The sequence below is a fragment of the Chryseobacterium sp. JM1 genome (genome assembly GCF_000737715.1).
Lineage (GTDB): Bacteria > Bacteroidota > Bacteroidia > Flavobacteriales > Weeksellaceae > Chryseobacterium.
In genome coordinates this window covers 275656-299176 of sequence record NZ_JPRN01000005.1, presented here as the reverse complement: position 1 = coordinate 299176, position 23521 = coordinate 275656, and the positions used below count along the sequence as shown (strand labels likewise).

Annotated in this window: 19 protein-coding genes; 13 read left to right on the top strand and 6 right to left on the bottom strand. The window is 38.6% G+C overall.

The features are described 5' to 3' along the window. Positions 1-23 precede the first annotated feature (23 nt). A complete protein-coding gene (locus IW22_RS11075) occupies positions 24-1616 on the top strand; it encodes a GEVED domain-containing protein (RefSeq protein ID WP_034726476.1) in 1593 nt (530 codons plus the stop codon). Positions 1617-1902: 286 nt separating this feature from the next. Here the strand turns inward: IW22_RS11075 and IW22_RS11070 are convergent, their stop codons facing one another. Then, positions 1903-2730, bottom strand: a complete 828-nt coding sequence (locus IW22_RS11070) for an ion transporter (RefSeq protein ID WP_034726475.1) — start codon at positions 2728-2730, stop codon at positions 1903-1905. 61 nt (positions 2731-2791) lie between these two features. On the opposite strand from IW22_RS11070, the gene IW22_RS11065 reads away from it, so the two are divergent. Then, positions 2792-3889, top strand: a complete 1098-nt coding sequence (locus IW22_RS11065; protein WP_034726473.1) for a Nif3-like dinuclear metal center hexameric protein — start codon at positions 2792-2794, stop codon at positions 3887-3889. A gap of 2 nt (positions 3890-3891) precedes the next feature. Then, positions 3892-4668, top strand: a complete 777-nt coding sequence (locus tag IW22_RS11060; protein WP_034726472.1) for a zinc ribbon domain-containing protein — start codon at positions 3892-3894, stop codon at positions 4666-4668. A 209-nt stretch (positions 4669-4877) separates the two neighbouring features. On the opposite strand, the gene IW22_RS11055 is transcribed toward IW22_RS11060, so the two are convergent. Then, on the bottom strand, positions 4878-6656 hold the full coding sequence (locus tag IW22_RS11055; RefSeq protein WP_034726471.1) for an AMP-dependent synthetase/ligase: 1779 nt from the start codon (positions 6654-6656) through the stop codon (positions 4878-4880). 243 nt (positions 6657-6899) lie between these two features. Between IW22_RS11055 and IW22_RS11050 the strand changes: the two genes are divergently transcribed. Together IW22_RS11050 and IW22_RS11045 are read left to right on the top strand one after the other, a co-directional pair. Then, positions 6900-8039, top strand: a complete 1140-nt coding sequence (locus tag IW22_RS11050; protein WP_034726469.1) for an acyl-CoA dehydrogenase — start codon at positions 6900-6902, stop codon at positions 8037-8039. Positions 8040-8062: 23 nt separating this feature from the next. Further along, on the top strand, positions 8063-8428 hold the full coding sequence (locus tag IW22_RS11045) for a hypothetical protein (RefSeq protein ID WP_034726468.1): 366 nt from the start codon (positions 8063-8065) through the stop codon (positions 8426-8428). Between the two features lie 94 nt (positions 8429-8522). Here the strand turns inward: IW22_RS11045 and IW22_RS11040 are convergent, their stop codons facing one another. Further along, positions 8523-9554: a cupin domain-containing protein gene (locus IW22_RS11040; protein ID WP_034726467.1), complete on the bottom strand. Its 1032-nt coding sequence runs from the start codon at positions 9552-9554 to the stop codon at positions 8523-8525. A gap of 111 nt (positions 9555-9665) precedes the next feature. Further along, positions 9666-10622, bottom strand: coding sequence for a DUF4349 domain-containing protein (locus tag IW22_RS11035; protein ID WP_034726465.1), 957 nt, complete (start codon positions 10620-10622; stop codon positions 9666-9668). Between the two features lie 500 nt (positions 10623-11122). Between IW22_RS11035 and IW22_RS11030 the strand changes: the two genes are divergently transcribed. Continuing rightward, the gene (locus IW22_RS11030; RefSeq protein WP_034726463.1) at positions 11123-11617 is read left to right on the top strand and encodes a hypothetical protein; all 495 of its coding nucleotides are present in this window, start codon (positions 11123-11125) and stop codon (positions 11615-11617) included. A 23-nt stretch (positions 11618-11640) separates the two neighbouring features. Beyond that, entirely contained in the window at positions 11641-13962 is a 2322-nt protein-coding gene (locus tag IW22_RS11025; protein WP_051891198.1) for a reprolysin-like metallopeptidase, read from the top strand. Between the two features lie 70 nt (positions 13963-14032). Here the strand turns inward: IW22_RS11025 and IW22_RS11020 are convergent, their stop codons facing one another. Together IW22_RS11020 and IW22_RS11015 are read right to left on the bottom strand one after the other, a co-directional pair. Next, positions 14033-15628 (bottom strand): peptide chain release factor 3, encoded by a 1596-nt coding sequence (locus IW22_RS11020; protein ID WP_034726462.1) that lies wholly within the window; start codon positions 15626-15628, stop codon positions 14033-14035. A gap of 169 nt (positions 15629-15797) precedes the next feature. Continuing rightward, a complete protein-coding gene (locus tag IW22_RS11015; protein ID WP_034726461.1) occupies positions 15798-16490 on the bottom strand; it encodes a hypothetical protein in 693 nt (230 codons plus the stop codon). Between the two features lie 109 nt (positions 16491-16599). On the opposite strand from IW22_RS11015, the gene IW22_RS11010 reads away from it, so the two are divergent. The 6 genes from IW22_RS11010 (at position 16600) to IW22_RS10985 (ending at position 23494) form a co-directional block, all read left to right on the top strand. Beyond that, positions 16600-17430 (top strand): CPBP family intramembrane glutamic endopeptidase, encoded by an 831-nt coding sequence (locus tag IW22_RS11010; RefSeq protein WP_034726460.1) that lies wholly within the window; start codon positions 16600-16602, stop codon positions 17428-17430. Positions 17431-17483: 53 nt separating this feature from the next. Next, positions 17484-18071: an RdgB/HAM1 family non-canonical purine NTP pyrophosphatase gene (gene rdgB, locus IW22_RS11005; protein WP_410492849.1), complete on the top strand. Its 588-nt coding sequence runs from the start codon at positions 17484-17486 to the stop codon at positions 18069-18071. A 541-nt stretch (positions 18072-18612) separates the two neighbouring features. Beyond that, positions 18613-19527: a ribonuclease Z gene (locus IW22_RS11000; RefSeq protein ID WP_034726459.1), complete on the top strand. Its 915-nt coding sequence runs from the start codon at positions 18613-18615 to the stop codon at positions 19525-19527. 8 nt (positions 19528-19535) lie between these two features. Beyond that, positions 19536-20306 carry a TIGR02757 family protein gene (locus IW22_RS10995; RefSeq protein ID WP_034726457.1) on the top strand — a complete coding sequence of 257 codons (771 nt, stop codon included), beginning with the start codon at positions 19536-19538 and terminating at the stop codon, positions 20304-20306. A gap of 12 nt (positions 20307-20318) precedes the next feature. Then, complete coding sequence (locus IW22_RS10990) at positions 20319-20882, top strand: DUF1003 domain-containing protein (RefSeq protein ID WP_034726455.1); 564 nt, start codon at positions 20319-20321, stop codon at positions 20880-20882. Between the two features lie 245 nt (positions 20883-21127). After that, the gene (locus IW22_RS10985; RefSeq protein ID WP_034726453.1) at positions 21128-23494 is read left to right on the top strand and encodes a T9SS C-terminal target domain-containing protein; all 2367 of its coding nucleotides are present in this window, start codon (positions 21128-21130) and stop codon (positions 23492-23494) included. The last annotated feature ends 27 nt before the right edge of the window (positions 23495-23521 follow it).

Genomic DNA, 23521 nt, shown 5'->3' with positions numbered 1-23521 from the left:
CGAATACCATAAAAAAATATTACATGAAAAAGATTTTACTTGCGAATCTGTTAATGATTAGCGCATCTGTATTTGCGCAGACCTATTGTATCCCTGAGTTTTCGAGCGGTTGCGATGGAGGAGACGTGATTGACAGCTTTACGATTCCGGCAGCCGGATTTAGCCATTTGGATACAGGTTGCTCCCAGGGAGCGTACGGAGATTATACCACGCAGACCATCAATATGAATGCAGGTGTTAATTATGCATTTTCTATCTCCCACGGCTATTCTCAGCAGAATGTCAGAGTCTGGATTGATTTTGATAACAACGGAACCTTTGATGATACAGCTCCTGAATTGGTTGCTGAAGCCGCCAGTACAGGCCCGGATACCAATTCAGTTACCAATGGAACAATCAGTATTCCTTTGACCGCTACACCGGGAACTTACAGAATGCGGGTAGGAGACCGCTATTCCAGTCAGCCGGAGCCCTGCAATACCTTCGGTTATGGAGAAGCGCATGATTATACAGTGGTCATCGGTGCAGCTCCAAGCTGTCTTTCACCAGGTAATTTATCTTCAAGCACAATTACTTCAAACTCAGCATCTATTTCCTGGACAGCTCCTACGAGCACCGTGGGTGTAGGTTATGAATATTATCATTCTGACACCAGTACAGGACCTACAGGTACGACTACAGCTACAGGAAGTGTAGGAACATCTGCTCTCAGTGCATCATTATCCTCACTTTCTCCTGCCACTACCTACCACGTATGGGTAAGATCCGTATGCAGTGCTTCCGATAAAAGTGCATGGTCTGTAGGAACATCATTTACAACCGCATGTGCCACTGTAGCGCCCACAGTAGCTTATATCAATGATTTTGCAGCATTCCCGGGCAACTGCTGGGAGCTGGCTTCAGGAGGAGATCCTGCTACGGGCCCTGATGATACCGATGAATTATGGTATGATGGAGACTTCCTGAACGCTGATGACGGTAACAATTCTGCTAAGATTAATCTTTACTATACAGGTAACGCAGGATGGCTGAAAACAGTACCTTTCGATCTGTCAGCAGGAGGCTACAGAGTTAAGTTTGACTATGGAGTTACTGCGTTTTTAGATACTTCAGCATCCAATATGGGATCTGATGATGTTGTTCAGTTTCTGGTATCAGGAGATGGAGGAAGCACCTGGATGATTCTTCAGACCTGGGATGCGGCAAATGGACCAACCAATACTTCTACTACCTATTCTTATAATCTGACTTCTTACACAGGAGCGAATACCATCTTTGCATTTTACGGATCTGACGGAACTGCAGATGATCCCGAAGACTATGAATTCTTTGTAGATAATTTTAAGGTGGAAACTGCGTCATTGTCAACATCTGAAGTTTTCAAAGCAAAAGATATTATTAAAGCCTACCCGAATCCTTTCACAGAGGTACTGAATATCTCAAAAGCAGACCTTGTGAAATCAGTTTCCGTATCCGATGTTTCAGGAAGATTGGTGAAAACCATTGATAATCCTTCTTCAGCCCTTCATCTGGGAGATCTGAAACAGGGATTATATTTTGTAACCCTGAATATGAAAGATGGTTCTAAGCAAAGCATTAAAGCCATTAAAAAATAGAAAGAAAAAATCATAACACTACAAAAAAAAGACGGCTAATGCCGTCTTTTTATATTACTCATTACCCATCACTCATTATCCATCATTTATTAGGTACCGACTGTATATCACCTGTAGTCATATGTTCAAAGAGGGTTGGGAAAAACATAACAAGGATAAAATAGATAATGATCATTAATACAATTAATGAAAAAAGGATAATGACCAAGCTATTGGGCTTATTTTTCTTTTGTGGTTCCATGATTTTTGTGGTATTTGGTTAATAGATTAATATCAATACCAAATACTAAGCTAATTTCTTGCCACACTGTTTGCAGTATCTTGCGTCATCATCAATATCTTCATTGCCGCACTGCTCGCAGATCTTTTCCAGATTCTGTCTTTTATTCCGCATTTCGGCAGTAACGATTCCCGTAGGAACGGCGATGATGGAATAACCTGCCAGCATCAGAATAACGGCAAAGAATTTACCCATCGGTGTAATAGGAGAGACGTCTCCATACCCTACAGTGGTCACGGTAACTACGGCCCAGTAAATAGACTGCGGAATGGTTTCAAAACCAGGTCTTCCGCCTTCCACCATAAACATCAGGGAACCCACGATCACGGAAAAAATAATCAGGAATAAAAGGAAAATATAGATCTTTCTGGAACTGTGTTTTAAGGCCCTTACGATGAGGTAACCGTCGTTCATAAAATCCAGAAGATTGAAAATTCTGAAAACCCTCAGCATTCTCAGCATTCTGAAAATCAGAAAGTATTTAGTCACCGGAAAGAAAAAGCTGAGGAAGAAAGGAACCAGTGCCAAAAAATCGATGATTCCGAAAAAACTAAAAATATAGTTTTTCTTATTCTTTACCACACTGATACGCATCCAGTATTCAACCGTGAAGAAAATGGAAATAATCCATTCAAGGATCAGAAAAGTTCTGTGAAATTTTTTGTCGAGTTGAGGTACGCTTTCCATCATAATAATGGCTGTACTTATCAGGATCAGAGATAATAATGTAATGTCAAATAACTTCCCGAGTCTGGTGTCGGCACGGTAGATGACCCTGTAAAGAAACCTTTTCCAAAGCTTGTCTTCAGGAACAAGATTATGTTCTCTTTCCATTTGTAATGTTTTTTAAAATTAACAAATTATCGTTATTTTCGTAGCAAACATACAGAATAAAATGACAATAAGCGAAGTAATTTCAAAAATAGAACAGCGCATTCCACTGCAGCAGGCAGAAGATTTTGACAATGTAGGATTGTTGTGCGGAGTGCCGGACCGGAATGTAAGTGGGATACTGGTTTGCCACGATGCTCTGGAGAATGTTGTGGATGAGGCTATTCAGAAAAACTGTAATCTGATCGTATGTTTTCATCCTATTATTTTTTCAGGATTAAAATCGCTTACGGGAAAGAATTATGTAGAAAGAGCTGTATTAAAAGCTATTGAAAATAAAATTGCCATCTACGCCATCCATACGGCATTTGATAATGATTTCTTTGGAGTCAATCATGGAATCTGCAGCCAGTTGGGATTAAAAGACCTGAAAATTCTTCAGCCTAAAAAAAACAATTTAAAACAACTGGCGGTTTTTGTGCCGAAAGACCAGTCTGAGCAGGTGAAAGAAGCGCTTTTTTCTGCAGGAGCCGGAAACATAGGCTTTTATGATGAATGCAGCTTCACCCTCAACGGAAAAGGAACATTCAGACCAACAGAAGGCTCAAATCCATTTTCGGGACAGCAGGATGTTCGTGAAAACGCTGATGAAGATATGATTTCTGTGATTTTTGAAGGGTACAAACAGGGGAGAATCATTTCAGCCATGAAGGCAGCGCATCCTTACGAAGAAGTCGCTCATCAGATTTATCAGTTGGAGAACAATAACCAGCATACAGGTTTGGGGATGTATGGGGATTTGGAAGAAGAAATGGAGGAACAGGATTTTTTAAAGTTTGTAAAAGAAAAATTCGGGCTGGAATTGATTAAACATTCTGATCTTACGGGCAAAAAAATCAAAAGAGTAGGGGTTCTTGGCGGATCAGGTGCAAGCGGAATCAAGGCTGCTTTGTCCCAGAAATGTGATGCTTACGTCACCGGAGATATTAAATACCACGACTATTTTCTGGCAGAATCCAAAATGATGATCTGTGACATAGGCCATTATGAATCAGAACAATTTGTAACTCAACAATTATTTGAAATTTTATCACAAAAATTTAGTACATTTGCAATTTCAAAATCTATTGAAAAAACAAACCCAGTAAATTATTTCATTTAAATATGGCAAAAACCAACGATATTTCAGTTGAAGAAAAATTAAGAGCTTTATACGATTTGCAGATCATTGATTCAAGATTGGATGAAATCCGAAATACCAGAGGAGAATTGCCAATTGAAGTTGAAGATCTTGAAATTGAGATTGAAGGACTTGAAAAAAGAGCTGAAAAATTTCATGCAGACATCAAAGATCAGGACGATCAGATCAAAACTAAGCATGAAGTGATTAACCATGCAAAAACTTTAATTGAAAAATACAAATCTCAGCAGGATAACGTAAGAAACAATAAAGAGTTTGAAGCATTAGGAAAAGAAATGGAATTCCAGGATCTTGAAATTCAGCTTGCTGAAAAAAGAATTAAAGAATTCGGAGCTAAAATTGCTCACAAAAATGAAACTTTAAGCGAACTTAACAGTAAAATAGAAGATCTTAAGAACCATTTAAAATTCAAAAAAGAAGAATTGGATGGTCTTGTATCTGAAACTCAAAAAGAAGAAGAGTACTTAATAGAGCAGTCTAAAGAGTATGCAGGTAAGATCGACGAAAGATTACTGGCTTCATATAACAGAATCAGAAAGAGCTCTATCAACGGACTTGCTGTAGTAGGATTAGAAAGAGGAGCACCGAAAGGTTCATTCTTCACAATTCCTCCTCAGAAGCAGATGGAAATCGCTCAGAGAAAGAAAATTATTATCGATGAGCATTCAGGAAAAATCCTGGTTGATGACGAATTGGTAATGGAAGAAAACGACAGAATGAAATCTGTAATTAAATTTTAATTACAATTCAAACCATATAAAAAGTGCTTCAGCAATGAAGCACTTTTTTTGTGTTTAATGGTTTAATAGTCTGCTCTGAAATACTTAATTTATAATAATATTCAATAAGGACGCGCTTTAGCCCGTTTTTTAATGGTAAACATCAAAGGCTTTAGCCAAAACATAAAACATAAAAAAAGCTGCCTCATTTGAAACAGCTCATTGTATTTTTAATTGTGATGTTCATACATTTTATTGTAGAGATCCATGAATTTTTCTTTAACCGCTTTTCTTTTCAGCTTTAAAGTAGGTGTCAGAAGTCCTGTTTCGATGGCCCAAACTTCAGGGGTAAGCTCGATTCTTTTGATTTTTTCCCAGTTGCCGAGGTGTTCGTTAATACCTTCTATTTCCTTTTCAATTCTTTCTTTTAATTCAGGGCTTTTGGCGATTTCTGCCGGAGTAGAACCGATATTCAGGTTGTTCCTCATCGCCCAGTTTTTAGCAAACTCAAAATCAGGCTGTACTAAGGCACACGGCATTTTTTCTCCGTCACCTACCACCATGATCTGTTCTATAAATTTTGAAGCTTTTGCTTGGTTTTCAATGGTTTGTGGGGCGATATACTTTCCTCCCGATGTTTTGAACATTTCTTTTTTACGGTCAGTGATCTGAAGGAATCCTTCCGCATCAATATGTCCGATATCTCCTGTTTTAAAGAATCCGTCTTCTGTAAAAGCTTCTTTAGTCATATCTTCAGCTTTAAAATAGCCTTTGAAAATAGAAGGTCCTTTTACTGTAATTTCACCATCTTCCTGGATCTTCACCTGTAAGTTATCCAATGGTGCACCAACGGTTCCTACCTTCATTTTCTCAAAACTGTTAACAGCAATTACCGGAGACGTTTCTGTCAGTCCGTAGCCTTCCAGAATAGGAATTCCGGCATTCTGGAACATCATATTCAGTCTGGTAGACAAGGCGGCAGAACCGGAAACCAGGGTTACGATTTCTCCACCCATACCTTCTCTCCACTTGGAAAATACCAACTTGTCGGCAATGATTTCCTGCAGTCCGGATGGTTTCGAGATGGTTTTCTTTTTGCTGATCAGATTTAAAGCCCAGAAGAATATTTTAGATTTCAGGCCTCCCGCAGAAGAACCTGTATTGTAGATCTTATCGTATACTTTTTCTACCAGTCTTGGTACCACAGTCATATAGTGAGGCTTCACTTCTTTGATGTTTTCCCCCATTTTATCAATGCTTTCAGCGAAATAGATGGAAAATCCATTGTACTGATACAGATAGAAAAGCATTCTTTCAAAAATATGACAGATCGGAAGGAAACTTAAAGCTCTGGAATCTTTGTAATCAAGGCTTTTTCGCTTAGGAATTCTTGGAATTGAACCCAGAACATTCGAAACGATATTATGATGGGTAAGCATCACTCCTTTGGGCCTTCCCGTAGTTCCTGACGTATAAATAATAGTTGCAAGATCTTCAGAATTAATCGCATTGGAAAGATCCTCCACTTCAATTTGGGTGGAATCATCTTCACCAAGATCCAGAATTTCTCTCCAGTTGGCAGCTCCGCTTATGGTATCAAAAGTGAAAATACCCTGTAAAGAAGGGATATTATGTTTTACCTTCATCACTTTCGTCAGAAGTTCTTTATCGGACACAAAGCAATATTGTATTTCAGCATTATTAAAAATGAATTCATAATCTTCAGCAGAAATACTCGGATATACAGGAACGGAAACTACACCGATCTGAGATAGTCCAAAATCCATTACCGCCCATTCTGTACGTGAATTGGTAGTAATAAGAGCAATCTTATCCCCGGGTTTTATTCCCAGTTTCAAAAGTCCCCTGGATATTTTATTTCCCTGATTGATAAACTCTAACGTTGAAGTTTTTTTCCATTCGCCCTGATATTTGGTTACAAACATATCCGTTTTAGGAAATTTTTCTAAAGCGTAGTGTGGAATATCGAATAATCGTTTGATCGTCATGATTTTTTAAGCAATTTTTAAAGAATTTTAAATATAAGCATTTTTTTTAATTGTAGTAATCAGAAATCACCAATTGAAAATTAATTGAATGCCTGCCATAATATCCGGAGCTTTTCAGTTATTGTACTGCTAAAATTTGAAACTACCTGCCGCTAACTTCTAACTTCTCATCTCTAACTTATAATTCTATTTTCAGATTTCGTTAAAAAGTGTAAATTTACGGCTATCTAATTATTATTTTTTATGGACTTTAATTTATCGGAAGAACAGCTGATGATTCAGCAGGCTGCAAGAGATTTTGCACAAAATGAACTATTACCCGAAGTTATCGAAAGAGACCGCGAGCAAAAATTCCCTACAGAGCAAGTAAAGAAAATGGGAGAGATGGGACTTCTGGGAATGATGGTAGATCCTAAATACGGAGGTGCTGGTATGGACAGTGTTTCTTACGTTCTGGCCATGGAGGAGATCGCGAAAATAGATGCTTCTGCAGCTGTGGTAATGTCTGTAAACAACTCATTGGTATGTGCAGGTCTTGAAAAATTTGCTTCCGAAGAACAGAAAGTGAAATACCTTACACCTCTTGCAAGCGGAAAGGTAATTGGAGCTTTCGCATTATCTGAGCCTGAAGCAGGTTCTGATGCTACTTCTCAAAAAACTACAGCAGAAGACAAAGGAGATTACTACCTTTTAAATGGTATTAAAAACTGGATCACGAATGGTGGAACGGCTTCTTACTATATCGTAATTGCACAAACGGATCCTGAGAAAAAACATAAAGGAATCAACGCTTTCATCGTAGAAAGAGGATGGGAAGGCTTTGAAGTAGGAGTAAAAGAAGACAAATTGGGAATCAGAGGAAGTGATACACACTCTTTGATCTTCAACAATGTAAAGGTACCTAAAGAAAACAGAATCGGGGAAGACGGTTTCGGCTTCAATTTTGCAATGGCAGTATTGAACGGAGGAAGAATCGGTATTGCTTCTCAGGCTTTAGGAATTGCTTCAGGAGCTTACGAACTGGCTTTAAAATATGCTAAAACAAGAAAAGCGTTCAAAACGGAGATCATCAATCACCAGGCGATTGCGTTCAAATTAGCAGATATGGCTACTCAGATCACGGCGGCAAGAATGCTGTGTTTCAAAGCTGCATTTGAAAAAGATTCCGGTAAAGATATCTCTGAAAGTGGAGCTATGGCAAAATTATACGCTTCTCAGGTGGCAATGGATACTACTATTGAAGCGGTACAGATCCACGGTGGATACGGATACGTGAAAGAATACCACGTAGAAAGAATGATGAGAGATGCCAAGATCACGCAGATCTATGAAGGAACTTCTGAAATCCAGAAAATTGTGATTTCAAGAAGCATCGCAAAATAAATATTTAAAACACACTACTTATTATGAAAAAAACTTTGTGGATCAGTCTGGGCGTAGTCCTTATCCTGGTAAGCGTTTTTGTATGGTATAAATACTTTTTCGTTTTTGGAGAGGGCGTAAAATCCGGCTACCTGAATTATGCCATGAAAAAAGGCTATGTTTTCAAAACCTATGAAGGAAAATTGATCCAGGAAGGTTTTGGAAAAGGGAAAACAGGAACCATTACAAGCTACGAGTTTGAATTTTCTGTAGATGATCCTGAAATTTTTAAGCAGTTGGAAACCAACAGCGGTAAAACTTTTGATCTTCATTACAAAGAATACAATGGAGCACTTCCCTGGAGAGGAAACACAAAGTTTGTTGTAGACAAAGTAGTGAATATGAAATAGCGAAAGGCTCCCATTTGGGAGCCTTTCATTTACAAACCACTTACTTTAATAATATATAAGCGCTCTTTCAAGCGATATTATTCATTTTAATCTTTTATTTTATAATCAGCTGACCTGATTTTGGAAACTGATCAATAATATCATCACCTACACCGAAATTACCTTTTAAAATATCCTTCGGATTTCCACTGATCCAGCTGCTCAGGTCAATCGCTTCGTAAAGGCCGTTATTAAATCCTAACAGAACAATCAGTTTTTCAGATCCGATGTTTTTGATATAATGTCCGGCTCCCATTGGAACGTAGCCTACATCGCCTTTTTCAAACTCATCCTTTACAAACTGTCCTTCAGCAAGGAAGACACCCATTTCTGCACGCCCCTGAATATAATACTGCCATTCATCTGCATTCGGATGCCAATGCATTTCTCTCAGGCCGCCCGGTTCTATCTCGAAAATACTACCTGTAATTGTCTTTGCAATAGGGAACTCTTTCTGGGTAACCACTCTTTGCAAACCTCCGCCCGGAACCGTAATCGGCTGTTGTGCCACAAGAGGGTAGCGATGCGTTGATACCAATGAAACTTCACTTCTTGGCGTTGAAAGTCCCGAACGGATATCAGGAAGTTCACATTGGGCAAAATAGGCTTCCCCTTGATATAGCTTTTTAACCTCTTCTTCAGTAATTCCAAGATTCTGAGCAGCAATTTCTACAGGAACACTTGAAATAAAATCTGTAATGCTGAACGTATGATCTTCGGAAAAATCGCCGTTGTCAAATATCAGAATGAAATGACAGCTTGTACAGCTGATGCACTGCAAAACATGACCAAACCCTCTCGGGAAATACCAAACATCTCCCGGATTAAAAATATCAACAGAAATATGGCCCTCCGGATCAATAACCGTTGTCCTCATCTGTCCTTCCAGCACATAACCCCATTCCGCAGCATTGGCATGCCAGTGAAGTTCGCGGATGGCTCCCGGATCAAGATGCATACTCACTCCTGCAAGATTTTGTGAAGCTTCAAATTCCTTCACGGAAACACCTCTCGTAATCCCGCCGGGGCCTAATCTGGGCTCCTTTTTTTCCAGTTCATATTTAAAATTGGGAAGCGTCTTATCCATCGGTTATTATGCTTGTCTTAATAAATATAAATATAGGAAGAAGTAATGGTTTTAAATTTTTGTATTCATTAAAAAAATATTAAAAAAATCCATCTTTCGATGGATTCTGTTTTATTGAGGATGGTCGTCTGTCGTTTTTTTGTTTTTCTTCTTATAAAAATAGTATCCTATTCCGCCGATAACGAATAAAGGCCACAGGGGAAGAATGAAAAGAAAGGCAGATGTGATCACTCCCCAGCCGGATGAGATAGCGGCCAGTGATTTCCCACCGAAAGTTTTAGGTTCCTTTTCAATATCAGATTTATCTGTCAGGGTTACTGTTATCGTGCATAGGGTATTGTCTGCATAGTTATTTCCGGCAACCTGTATGTTTTTGGTTTCAATATCACCGATAGTGCTCAGGTCATTCATTAAGGTATCAAAATTGCGGATCGGAACTTTAATGTCCATATAATATACTCTTTGTGTGTTCTCCATGTAAGAAGATTCCCTTCTGACAGGCTCTGCGGTAACATAGGCAAGCTCTTCACTTTTTACATACCCGTTATTTCTCAAAGTTTCTTCCCTTACCAGCTCTTTTACGGTATCAGCATTGTCAGCCTTTACGGACAGCACTCCGGTTTTTACCATTCTGTTTTTCGCATTGAGCTCATAGCTGTCGTTTTTCGGCTGGTCTTTGTAGATGATTTTGGTTTCTTTGATCACTTTCGGAGATGGAACATTCACAACAATCTTTTCAGTTTTTTTCTCCGCAGAATCTTTTTTCTCAATTTTCGATTCCAGTTTGGTGGAGGTAATTTTATCGGAAAGAGAGTCAACTATTTTCGAAGTATGTTCTATTTTCTGCTGAATCTCACCTTTCGCATCTTCAAAATCTTTTATTCTGACGTTCGCAGAATCGAGAGCTTTATCCGCAACATTGCTCATAGAATTAACGGTTTCGCTCACTGCCGCAGCTGTACTGTCTGCTGCGTGTAATGTATCTTCTATCTTGGATTGGGTACCTTCTGCCTTTTTACACATTATAAAAGTGCTGGATATCGCCACGAGTAATATGAACTTTTTCATAACATTATTTTTTTTGATGAAGTAAAATTAGCGGTGAATAGAACCAAACTTTTGTAAATGGAAAGTATTGTACTGGTAAAATTGTAATTAACTTGTTTTCAATATTTTGTTTTTATTTTACAAAAGATTTACAAAGGATTTGCTGGTGAACTCATGTCTGTTTTCAGGCAGAAATAAAGAAATCACTGGAAAATTTCCATGGATGGGATGCTTTTTGACTGTTGAGAAGATTTATCTTTTGCAAGGAAATGCAGATTCGGTCTTGCAAATTCTTTAAACTTTTCAAAATTTTAATTGGTCTCCATTCAATATGCGCATTTTTATACAGCACGCGGCTGGGCAACTGCTTTTTAATTTATCAGCTATTTTTAAATAATTGCATAATTTTATTAACTCATTATTGTGTTTTTTGGTTAATTTAACAGTTATTTGATAATTTTTTTAAAAATATTTATAATTTTAATTCTGAATATTTACATTTGTGTATTAATATTTTAATAATGAAAAGAGTATTTTTGCTGATCTTTCTGATGCTTTTGTTTGGATTTGGGGGCGGGTTAGGCTGTACAAATGTTTCTGCTACAAAAAATAGTGTTAAAACAGAATCAGCAATGAATAGCACTAATAATGAACTCAAATTTTCAGAAGTACGGAGACTGAACAAGAATATACCATTGAAAACGTATACCATTTTACAGTCTTTTGAGGAAACCATGAAATTATACCGTTTAATGGAAGATAAAAGATTTTCACGGTCGGCACCCATTCCTACATTAGAGGAAAATGAGTTTCTGCTTGTGTTGAAACCCAAATTGAAAACACAGCCATACGGAGATATTGAAATAGAGAAGATAGAAGAAGTGAAATCTGTTTTAAATGTTTATTACAAAGAAATCAATAACGAAGAATATCTATTGAACAAAGAAAAGAATCCCATACTGATTCTTAAAATAGAAGGGAAAATTCCTTCAGGTGTTAAGCTAATTACCTTTTAATTTAAATTTTAAAAAATAAATAGATGAGAAAAAAATTACTGGTTTTGGGAACCTTACTCATGTTTTCAGCAGTGGGGTTTGCTCAAAAAAATTATTGGAAAAAATCTGACTCGAAAATTAACAGTGAAATTCGTGAAAGTAATGTAAAGATTACTGATTTCACTTTTTTTAAACTTAATGTCAGTGAGATTCAAAATCAACTTAAAAATTTGCCGGACAGTGACCTGCATCTGTCTAAAAAAGGAGTGCTGTTGAATTTTCCAAACCTTGAAGGAGGTTTCGATACCTATGAGGTTTTCGAATCATCAACAATGCATCCCGACCTTCAGAACAGATATTCCGAGATCCGTTCTTATACTGGCTTCAAAAAAGGTGACCAGTCAGGAGTTTTAAAGTTTACGATAGATCCTTATTTTGGATTTAACGGGATGATCAGAAATAACGAGGGAATTTATTATATTGATTCCTATACAAAGGATAATAGCGTTTATAAACTTTATGACCGAAAAAAGGCTTCATCTCCCAATCAGTTTGAATGTCTTTTTAATGAAGAGAGTAAACTGAGTGCATCAGCGTTAAATGTTCAGAAAACAGTTATAGACGGATTACTTAGAAAGTACAGACTGGCTATTACAACCACAACAGAATACACAGGTTATATTGCAGGACAGGCCGGTGTAGGTTCAGGAACGGATGCTCAGAAAAAAGCGGCTGTTCTTGCGGCTGTTAACCTGGCTGTCACAAGATTGAATGAAGTTTTTGAAAAAGATATCTCCGTAAGATTGCAGCTTATTCCGAATACAGATTCTTTATTCTTTATCAGTACAGATACTTTTAATGCTCTGGATGCCGGCCAGATGTTAAATGAAAACATCACGGTTACCAATACTGTTATTGGTGCTGCCAACTACGATATCGGGCACCTGTTCTTTCAGGCAAACGCAGGAAATGATAACGGTTTGGCAGCTACTCCTTCCATTTGTGGAAATAGTAAGGCGGGTGGAGTTACTGGTTCTGCAGTTCCGGTAGGAGATCCTTTTGTAATAGATTATGTAGCCCATGAAATGGGACATCAGTTTGGAGCCAACCATACGCAAAACAATGGTTGTAACAGAAACACGCCTACATCCATAGAGCCGGGAAGTGCCAGCTCTATTATGGGATATGCAGGTATTTGTGCTCCCAATGTACAGGCGCACAGTGACGCTTATTTTCATGCAGTAAGTATTGCAGAAATGTATACCCGCTTAACTTCAGGAACAACCTCTAACTGCGGTGTTAAAACGCCTATTGCCAATACAGAGCCCATTGCCAATGCCGGCTTAGACAGAAGCATACCAAAGGGTACACCGTTTATGTTAACGGCAACGGCTACAGATGCAGATAATGATGCGCTTACCTATACCTGGGAACAAACGGATTTTGGGGTTGCAACTCAGCCGCCTCAACCGACCAATGCAGTAGGGCCTCTTTTCAGGTCTGTAATGCCTACAGCGTCACCTTCAAGATACTTTCCTAGACTGTCAACCATTGTTTCCGGCTATAACCCTGCCATTGTAACGCCTACAGATGTGAGAGCATGGGAGAAGCTTGCTTCCACGGGAAGAGATCTTAATTTTTCAGTTCTTGTTAGAGATAATAATCCGCTCGGAGGACAGACAGGACGTGATGATGTGAAACTTACCGTTATCAATGCGGCAGGTCCTTTCGTGGTTACTTCACAAAACACAGCAGGAGTTGTTTGGACTCAAGGTCAGTCCTATGCCATTACATGGGATGTTGCCAATACAACAGCAGCGCCTGTAAGCACACCTAATGTAACGATCCTGTTGTCAAAAGACGGAGGTCTTACTTTCCCAACGGTTTTGGTAGCAAGTACACCTAACAGTGGTACTTATAATTATACTGTTCCGGCAGGTCTGGGAACAATTTCGAATAATGCCAGAATTATGGTAAAAGCTGTTGGTAATGTATTTTTAAATGTAAATTCACAAAATTTTACAATTAATTCAGCAGTAGTAGTAGATCCCGGTCCAAATCCGGGGAATCCTATAATTCCTACAAGAATTTATCAGGGGCTGATGATATATCCTGTGCCTTCCAACGATGGGTATGTTTATATCAAAGCAGATTTCCCAAGACAGACTCCATTACGTCCTTATGTTATTTCTTACGAAATTTTTTCAATGGATGGGAAACTGGTTGTTCCTAAAAAGACCAAATATATATTTGACCAGGATCTGGAGCAGATCAACTTAAAACATTTACCTACCGAATCTTATATGATTCATGTGACGGTAGATGGAGAAAAAATTGTTAAGAAGTTAATGATGGTTCCTAAGTAAATCATTCCAACAGATTCAATAAAAAAACCGTTCACAGGAACGGTTTTTTGTTTTTTTATGATGTCTAGTATTACTCATTATTAAATTCACTGATAAAGTGCAGTTTAACATTAGGGAATTTCTCCTGTGTCATATGAATCGTAAATGAAGAATCTGCCAGGAATACCAGCTGATCATATTTATCTCTTGCAAGGAAACGCTGTTTCAGTCTTGCAAACTCTTTAAACTCCTCAGATTTCTCATCAGCTTCCACCCAACAGGCTTTGTGCATGGAAAGAGGTTCGTAGGTACATTTTGCACCATATTCATGCTCCAGACGGTACTGGATGACCTCATACTGAAGGGCACCTACCGTTCCGATAATCTTTCTGTTGTTCATTTCCAGGGTAAATAACTGCGCAACCCCTTCATCCATCAGCTGATCAATACCTTTTGCCAGTTGTTTAGCTTTAAGCGGATCATTGTTGTTGATATAGCGGAAATGCTCAGGAGAAAAGCTTGGAACTCCTTTGAAGCTCAGTTTCTCACCTCCCGTCAGCGTATCACCGATTCTGAAACTTCCGGTATCGTGAAGACCTACAATATCTCCTGGGAAACTTTCGTCCACAACCTCTTTTTTGTCAGCGAAGAATGCGTTTGGAGAAGAGAACTTCATTTTTTTGCCTTCTCTTACCAATAAATAATTTTCATTTCTTTTAAATGTTCCCGAAACAATTTTTACAAAGGCCAGACGGTCTCTGTGCTTCGGATCCATATTCGCGTGGATCTTGAAAACGAATCCTGTGAAAGTACTTTCTTCAGGCTTTACAAGACGGGTGTCACTTTCTTTAGGCTGAGGCATCGGTGCGATTTCAATAAAGGCATCCAATAACTCACGTACCCCGAAATTATTCAAAGCAGAACCAAAGAATACAGGCTGAAGATCACCCGCCATATAATCATCACGGCTGAATTCAGGATACACAGATTGTACAAGCTCCAACTCATCTCTTAAGTTTTGAGCTGCTTTTTCTCCGATCACTTCGTCTATGGAAGGGTCATTGATGTCATCAAACTTAATGGTTTCACCTACTTTCTGTTTCTTTTCTTCAAGGAATAACTGGATGTTGTTTTCCCAAATATTATAAATTCCCTGGAAGTCACTTCCCATCCCAATCGGAATGGATAACGGAACAACTCTTAATCCCAATTTCTGCTCTACTTCATCCAAAAGATCAAAGGCATCCTTACCTTCACGGTCAAGCTTATTAATAAAAACAAGCATCGGGATGTTTCTCATTCTGCAGACCTTCACCAATTTTTCAGTCTGTTCCTCAACCCCTTTCGCAACGTCAATAACAACGATTACGGAATCTACGGCAGTTAAAGTTCTGTAGGTATCTTCAGCAAAATCCTTGTGACCCGGTGTATCCAGGATGTTTATTTTGTGGTCTTTATATTCAAATGCCAATACGGAAGTCGCTACAGAGATCCCTCTCTGTCTTTCGATTTCCATAAAGTCGGAGGTAGCTCCTTTTTTTATTTTGTTGGACTTTACCGCACCGGCTTCCTGAATAGCACCTCCGAAAAGAAGTAATTTTTCAGTAAGGGTTGTTTTTCCGGCATCCGGGTGGGAAATGATCCCGAAAGTCTTTCTTTTTTGTATTTCTTTGATTAAGTCTGACATAGTGTATTTTGAAGTTGCAAAAATCGGGATTTTTTGCGAGGTTTTCAAATAATTTAGGCGAATAAATAGTTGAGAAGATGGAATAAGGGATTTCAGGGTTTGAGAGGAGGAGATTTTGAGGGGTTCAGGGTTTAAATATTTAGCTTCTGTCTAAGCCTGGCTTCTCTTTTTAAGTAAAATAAAATACCAGCCAAAGTATAAGTCCACAGATTAAAAAAGCTGCTAATATAACGAACAGAAGTATAAAACCTTCACTTTTCCGATCTATTTTCCATGTTTCCGGATCAATGAAATAGCTATGAAAAACCTGAGGAGCAATTTTCAGATCCGGTCTGAAAATACTGATTCCCTGAAGAAAACGGGCGTATAGTGTATAGCGGTCTTTGACGACATGGAGTGGAAGAGTCATTTCAACATATAAAGAATTTGAAGCATCTTTTTCAGATTGGGTAAAAACCTCGAGCAACGGTATGATTCCGCTATTTCTGGTATTATGTGATGAGATGTCAAATTCTTTTCCGGAAGCAACAAGATCGGCATACCGTATTTTTTTTACAGTTTCATTTTTTGAATTACAATAAAGAATTCCGGTTTCATTAATGATAATTTTACTTGCTGTAAGATTTCTTTTGATGATATAATGCTTTACTGAAGGAATTAAAATGCCAAATCCTATAGGGAAACAGATTAATGCGGGAATAAGCATCACTTCAATACCTCTTTTATAAATTCCGTAAGCGGGAAGAAGGATGAGAAAACCACAACCGAAAAGCAATACGCCGTAAAGAAGTGTCCGAAGTATGAATGTCGGAAATATGTTGATTTTAGATTCTAAACTTTGGAAAGACTTTTCTGAGTTCATTCTGGCTGTGATTGTGATGAATAGGCGAAAATAAGTATTTCCTTTTTTAGTTGCTTAGGGCTTTCAAAAAAATTATCTTTGTTTTCATAAATTTTTTACAGAGAAAAGCATGGAAAATAGCAGGTATCCGAAGTTTACGTTCACATGGATCGGTGGTCTTGTTCTGGTGGCAGGATTATTCATAGGAACAATGGCTGTTACTTTTTTTGGAAGTTTCTGGAAAATTGCTTTCAGAGAAAACCTTGAACTGAAAGACTGGTTTTTAATGCTGACGAATGCTGTCGGTTTTTTGACGGCAATTGCTTTTTTTGATTTTTTCATTGTAAGGCCAAGCACAGGCAAAAAACTGAATTTCAACTTTTCTCCCACAAATTTTTATACCTATGTCCTGATATTCCCTATGATGCTTGGGATGATGTTTATCTCCGAATTTATCACTTCACTGATTCCTGTCACGGGACCGTTTTGGGGAAAGTATTATGAATATTTCGCACAGCTGATGGAGCAGTTGACCTTTGAACCGGTGATCATGATCATCATGACCGTGATTATGGCTCCGATTTTTGAGGAAATTATTTTCAGGGGAATTATCCAGAAAGGATTAATGAATAAAGGAGTAGATCCTAAAAGAGCGATTTTTTATGCATCCGTTATCTTCGGACTGATCCACGGAAATCCATGGCAGTTTGTAGGTGCGGTATTATTGGGAGGTGTTCTGGGATTAGTTTATTATAAGACAAAATCTTTGTTGCTGCCGATGTTGCTGCATGGATTTAACAACCTGTGTTCTTCAATGCTGGTGACTTACACCAAAAGCGAAAGTTTTGCAGATGCCTTGAAAATTTCCGAATGGGTTATTTTAGCCGTTGGAATTGTTCTTTTTTCTTTATTCTATTACCTTTTCATGAAAAAGAATAAAGTGCATTACGCTGAAATTTAAGAGATAACAGGAGTGAGCCGTAACAAAAATACGGACAAACGAATTGAGCAAAAATGAATATAGATATGGAATTATTGGTTGCTACGCACAACGTACACAAAAAAGAGGAGATCCAGCAGATTCTGGGAAATGATTTTACAGTAAAAAGCCTTACAGATTATAATATTCACGAAGAGATCGTAGAAGACGGCGATTCTTTTAACGCCAATGCCCTGATCAAAGCAAAATACTGTTTTGAGAAAACCGGAATTCCCAGCTTGGGTGACGACAGCGGACTTGTAGTGGAAGCTTTAGATGGCAGACCCGGAATTTTTTCTGCCCGTTATGCAGGAGACCACGATTTTGCTAAAAACATAGAAAAGGTTTTAAGCGAACTGGAAGGTGAAGAAAACAGAAAGGCTTATTTCATTACCGTTTTGTGTTATTATGATGAAAACGGAGCCCGCTATTTTGAAGGCAAAGCCCATGGGAATTTATTGACAGAAAACAAAGGACACAAAGGATTCGGATATGATCCTATCTTCGTTCCTGAAGGATATGAGATGACTTTTGCGGAAATGAATCCTGAAGATAAAAACAGAATCAGCCACCGTAAACAGGCATTAGACCTGTTCCTGGACTTTCTGAAAGTAAAAGATTAGTTGTGAACGAGTTAAGGATAAGGGGAGAGAATACAAGTTTTGGGTTATGGTGGCTTCGAGTTCCCTCAGCCACCATTTGGAACGTCAGTTATTCGTTAGGATATTCGGATAGAAGTGCTGCATCCTGGTGGCTGAGGGAACTCGAAGCCACCAGCAATAGATCTGAAATATGTCTATGTTTCTTTATTCTCAAATATACATTCACCATTAACTTGCGAAGCAAAATTCACCATTGACATTCTTGCTCGCGGTTGAAAGTCTGATGTCTGATGTTTGATGTCTGAAATCTCAATTCCAGCATTCACCATTCACTTGCGAAGCAAAATTCACCATTGACATTCTTGCTCGCGGTTGAAAGTCTGATGTCTGAAATCTCAATTCCAGCATTCACCATTCACTTGCGAAGCAAAATTCACCATTGACATTCTTGCTCGTGGTTAAAAGTCTGATGTCTGAAATCTGATATCTAAAAAATGTCTTATCCCGAACTCGTGCTATGTTTAAATTTTCTGTCGTACATTTGTTTCAATAAACTATTGATTTGAGTACTTATTTAACGATACTGGGTTTTAACTCAGCTATTCCGACCATTAATTCTTCGCCTACAGCCCAGCTGCTGGAAATAGAAGAAAGACACTTCCTGATCGATTGTGGAGAAGGGACACAGGTACAGCTGAGAAAAGCAAAAGCAAGATTTTCAAAGATCAATCATATCTTTATATCACATCTGCACGGAGATCACTGTTTCGGGCTGCCGGGACTTATAGCGTCTTTCCGTTTGCTTGGAAGGGATACTCCTATTCATGTTTACGGTCCGAAAGGCATAAAAAAAATGCTGGAAACCATCTTTACGATTACGGAAACGCACCGCGGTTTTGATGTCATTTATCACGAGCTGGATAAAGATTATTCTGAAAAGATCTATGAAGACAGCAGGGTAGAAGTATATACCATTCCTTTGGACCACAGAATATACTGTAACGGTTATCTTTTTAAAGAAAAACCGAAAGACAGACACCTCAACATGAAGGAAATCGCTAAATACAGCGAAATTGAAAGCTGTGATTATCATAATATAAAAGCAGGAAAAGATGTCGTGCTGAGTGATGGGTACGTTCTTAAAAATGAAATACTAACCCTTGATCCGGCACCTCCGGTTTCCTATGCCTTCTGCAGCGATACCCGCTATCTTGAAACGGTGCTTCCAATCATTAAAAATGTAACCGTTCTGTACCATGAGTCCACTTTTCTTCATGATCTGAAAGAAATGGCAGATTATACAGGACATTCAACGGCTTTGGAAGCAGCAACAATTGCGCAGAAAGCTGAAGTCGGTAAACTTATTCTGGGACATTTTTCAAACCGATACGGAGACCTTACGGTATTTACCGATGAAGCCAGAACTGTTTTTCCCAATACCTTCCTTCCAAAAGCCCTGGAAAGTGTAAAAATTTAAAAACCTGTATGCTTAATTTTGAAGAATTAAAAAGCTTTTTGAACGAAAAGGCAGACCAGTACAACAGTCCCGATTTTATAGAAGATGATCCGATACAGATTCCGCACCGTTTTTCCTTAAAACAGGACGTGGAAATTGCGGGGTTTCTGGCGGCTACTATTTCCTGGGGAAACCGGAAGTCGATTGTGAAATCTGCAGAGAAAATGCTGGATATCATGGGGAATTCTCCTTATGATTTTGTATTGAATTATTCGGATAAAGATCTGGAAGCTCTTCAGGACAAAAGTATACACAGAACTTTTAACGGCCAGGATTTTGCTTACTTCATCAGGCAGTTCAATAAAATCTATAAAGAAAATGAAAGCCTCGAGAATTTATTTTTAGTAAAAGATCAGGAAACCAATTTTCTTCATGCGATTGAAAGGTTCAGAAACAGTTTTCTGGAAACGGAGAAGCACAGAAGCCATAAACATGTCAGCTCGCCGTATAAAAATTCTTCTTCTAAAAGGATTATCATGTTCCTGCGCTGGATGGTGAGAAAAGATAAACACGGCGTAGATTTTGGGATTTGGAAAAATATAGACCAGAAACACCTGTCGATTCCGCTGGATGTTCATACGGGAAATATGTCGAGAAAGCTCGGTTTGGTTTCCAGAACGCAGAATGACTGGAGAACGGTGGAAGAACTGGATATTGCTATCAGACAATTTGATGAGAAAGATCCCGCCAAATATGATTTTGCCCTGTTTGGACTGGGAGTGACCAAAGAACTCTTATAACACTACGAAAGGATGAAAAAAGAAACTGAAAAAACAGAAATCGAAAAAACAGAAATCTTAGAGAAAATAGCAAACGGTATTACGTGGTGGGTAGGTTCTATTCCGTCACTTATTGTTCATACTTTATTCTTTATTACCTCATTTCTTTTGCCGATGCTCAATTTGGTTGAGTTTGACAAAATGCTTTTAATTCTTACAACAGTTGTTTCTCTGGAAGCAATTTATCTGGCTATTTTCATCCAGATGTCCGTGAATAAAAGCCACGAGAAAATTGAAGACATCCAGGAAGATATCGAAGAGATCAGTGAAGATATTGAAGACATTCAGGAAGATATTGAGGAGATCAGCGAAGACATTGAAGAGATCAGTGAAGACATCGAGGAGATCAATGAAGACATTGAGGACATCCAGGAAGATATTGAAGAGATTAATGAGGACGAGGATGACGAAGACCACAACGAAAGAGCTAAGAACGTGATCCTTAAAAGCAACGTGAATTCCAACAAAAATGAAATCAAAGCTTTAAAAGATATTATCAGCCAGCTTAAGAATGAAATTGAGGAACTGAAGAAATAAACAGATTTTTGAATAAAACAAAAGATAACTGAGTATAATCATCCTCAGAAATAGAAAGACCGGGCATAATAAACCGGTCTTTTTTTATGCTGTTTTTAACATTGAAAATGTAATCCTACTAATTTTGTGGAATATATAATTATAAAATAAAATTATTGCGAATACGTGTAGTGAATTATTTGTTTGTGCTAAAAAAGAGTGTTTTTAATTGATATTTTTGTTACATTTGAGCAAACAATAATAAAATGTTAAGTTATAGATTGAATAATTACTTTTTAGTTACACTGTTTCTACTCACTTCTGTTTTGGTATTTTCCCAAAGGGCAGAAAGAAAGCCAAAACCTGAAAAGTTTACTGCAGCAAGTAAGAAAGCAGGCGCATTTATAGATGTAAATGTACCCACTTATCTGCCGTCCAGCTATACAATAGAAGACATTGTAAAGAAAGTGCTGATTTCCGGAGGATCGGTCTGTGCAGCACCCAATGTGAGCAATGTAACGATAACTCCCAATCAGCTCTCAACAGATACAGAGAGAGCCTGGGGATATTTCAACAAAGGAACAACCAACTTCCCTTTTACTGATGGAGTTCTTCTGGTGACAGGAAAAGCAAGAAGAGCCGGAAACGGGCTGGAAGGACCGAATTCATTAAGCGATGTCGTACCGGGTGCCGGAATGAATGATCCCGATCTGGTAGCAGCCATTAACCCACCGGGTAACCTTAAAGATGTGGTATCCCTGGAATTTGATTTTGTCCCGAACAGCAATCAGGTTAAATTTAATTATTTATTCGCTTCGGAAGAATATACCAGCGGGTTTCCTTGTGGTGACTTCGCAGACGGTTTTGCGCTCCTTCTTAAAAAAGTAGGAGATCCTACCTATGAGAATCTGGCTATTCTTCCCAACGGAGACGGACCTGTAAGTGTAACGAATATCGTTCCGGCAGGAGTCGGATGTGCCCCTGCAGACATTAAAAATGAACAGTATTTTGCTGGATTGAATACACTGAATGTAGAAACTAATTTTATAGGAAGAACGATACCTCTTAAAGCGGTTGCCACTGTTATTCCGGGCCAGACTTATCATTTTAAAATGGTTTTGGCAGATGCGATAGACAATAATTATGATTCTGCTGTATTCTTACAGGGTGGATCTTTTGATATCGGAATGACCATTGTTGACAATAACGGAAACCCTCTGGGAGAAACATTGAACATGTGCGACAATACTCCACAGGTTTTAAAAGCACAGGTGACAACCGTTCCGGGAATGACTTACAAATGGTACAAAAACGGTGTCCTGATTCCTAATGCAACAAGTGCAATATATATAGCCACTTCTCCGGGAGTATATGAAGTGAAAACTTTTGTGGGAGGAACGGAATGTCAGAAAGCAAGCATCACGATCATAGGAGGAACTTCTCCAACAGCTCAGAGTGCAACACTCAAACTTTGTGCTACTCCTACTTTAAGTACTTTTAATCTGGATAGTGCAAAACCACAGATCAGTACAACAGCTGGAGCTGTATTCCGTTTTTATGCCAATCAGGCTGATGCACAGGCACAAAATAACAGTTTCATTACCAACACGACAGCTTATAATGGTACAGACAATCAGGTTATTTATGTGCTGGTTTCCAATGGAGCCTTCTGTAGCAAAATTGTTACCCTTACATTAAGAAGAGAAGAAACTCCCGTTGCTCAGGTGACTGCTCCAAGAATGAGGATCTGTGCCGGTGAATCTCTGATCTTAACCGCTTCCGGCGGAGTAACCTATCAGTGGAGTGATACCTCAACGAATGGCGGAGTAAGAACTGTGAGTCCAGCCCAAACGACTACTTATACAGTATATGCTATCGGTGCACAGGGATGCAGATCTCTGCAGCCGGCTACTATTACCATTGATGTTGTACCGGCTATTGTATCTTCTCTGAAAGGAGGGCACATCTGTGAAGGCGATATGATTCTTTTAGACGCCGGATCAGGACCGGGATATACGTATGAATGGAATACCGGTGAAACCACTCAGGCAATCACCGTGGGAACTCCGGGAGAATATACCGTAAAGATCAGCAATGGAGTGTGTTCCAAAGAATTTAAAACCCAGGTGATACGCGCTATTGTTCCTCAAATCATAAAAGTGGATTATAACGTTAATGGAACCATGGTTCTTACCGCAAGCAATCCAAGTAACGGGACACTGGAATATTCTGTAGATGACGGATTCACATGGCAGGCTTCCAATGTGTTCTCCAATGTTCCTAAAAATAAGGTGATTTCTATCCGTGTCAAAGTGAAAAACACCAGCTGCGTAGGATTCCTTGAATATTTTACATTTGTAATAAAGAATGTGATTACACCCAACGGAGATAAAGTGAATGATATCATCGATTTCAGTGGAGTGAGTGGGTATAAAGACTTTAAAGGTCTTGTTTTCGACCGCTATGGAAGAGAGGTGTTTAAGGCTGTGAAAACCCGACCGTACTGGGATGGTTATTTCCAGGGAAAACGCCTGCCTACTTCGTCTTATTGGTATCAGGTGACCTATGAGGATCCTGCCAGTAAAGAGCTGGCAGTGAAAACAGGATGGATCCTTCTTAAAAATCTGGAATAATTTTCTTTATACAATATTTACAAAGAC

Excerpts from the sequence above, each read along its gene's own strand:
- IW22_RS11075 (WP_034726476.1), top strand. The coding sequence starts at position 24 with ATGAAAAAGATTTTACTTGCGAATCTGTTAATGATTAGCGCATCTGTA.
- IW22_RS11070 (WP_034726475.1), bottom strand. The coding sequence starts at position 2,730 with ATGGAAAGAGAACATAATCTTGTTCCTGAAGACAAGCTTTGGAAAAGG.
- IW22_RS11065 (WP_034726473.1), top strand. The coding sequence starts at position 2,792 with ATGACAATAAGCGAAGTAATTTCAAAAATAGAACAGCGCATTCCACTG.
- IW22_RS11060 (WP_034726472.1), top strand. The coding sequence starts at position 3,892 with ATGGCAAAAACCAACGATATTTCAGTTGAAGAAAAATTAAGAGCTTTA.
- IW22_RS11055 (WP_034726471.1), bottom strand. The coding sequence starts at position 6,656 with ATGACGATCAAACGATTATTCGATATTCCACACTACGCTTTAGAAAAA.
- IW22_RS11050 (WP_034726469.1), top strand. The coding sequence starts at position 6,900 with ATGGACTTTAATTTATCGGAAGAACAGCTGATGATTCAGCAGGCTGCA.
- IW22_RS11045 (WP_034726468.1), top strand. The coding sequence starts at position 8,063 with ATGAAAAAAACTTTGTGGATCAGTCTGGGCGTAGTCCTTATCCTGGTA.
- IW22_RS11040 (WP_034726467.1), bottom strand. The coding sequence starts at position 9,554 with ATGGATAAGACGCTTCCCAATTTTAAATATGAACTGGAAAAAAAGGAG.
- IW22_RS11035 (WP_034726465.1), bottom strand. The coding sequence starts at position 10,622 with ATGAAAAAGTTCATATTACTCGTGGCGATATCCAGCACTTTTATAATG.
- IW22_RS11030 (WP_034726463.1), top strand. The coding sequence starts at position 11,123 with ATGAAAAGAGTATTTTTGCTGATCTTTCTGATGCTTTTGTTTGGATTT.
- IW22_RS11025 (WP_051891198.1), top strand. The coding sequence starts at position 11,641 with ATGAGAAAAAAATTACTGGTTTTGGGAACCTTACTCATGTTTTCAGCA.
- IW22_RS11020 (WP_034726462.1), bottom strand. The coding sequence starts at position 15,628 with ATGTCAGACTTAATCAAAGAAATACAAAAAAGAAAGACTTTCGGGATC.
- IW22_RS11015 (WP_034726461.1), bottom strand. The coding sequence starts at position 16,490 with ATGAACTCAGAAAAGTCTTTCCAAAGTTTAGAATCTAAAATCAACATA.
- IW22_RS11010 (WP_034726460.1), top strand. The coding sequence starts at position 16,600 with ATGGAAAATAGCAGGTATCCGAAGTTTACGTTCACATGGATCGGTGGT.
- rdgB (WP_410492849.1), top strand. The coding sequence starts at position 17,484 with ATGAATATAGATATGGAATTATTGGTTGCTACGCACAACGTACACAAA.
- IW22_RS10995 (WP_034726457.1), top strand. The coding sequence starts at position 19,536 with ATGCTTAATTTTGAAGAATTAAAAAGCTTTTTGAACGAAAAGGCAGAC.
- IW22_RS10990 (WP_034726455.1), top strand. The coding sequence starts at position 20,319 with ATGAAAAAAGAAACTGAAAAAACAGAAATCGAAAAAACAGAAATCTTA.
- IW22_RS10985 (WP_034726453.1), top strand. The coding sequence starts at position 21,128 with ATGTTAAGTTATAGATTGAATAATTACTTTTTAGTTACACTGTTTCTA.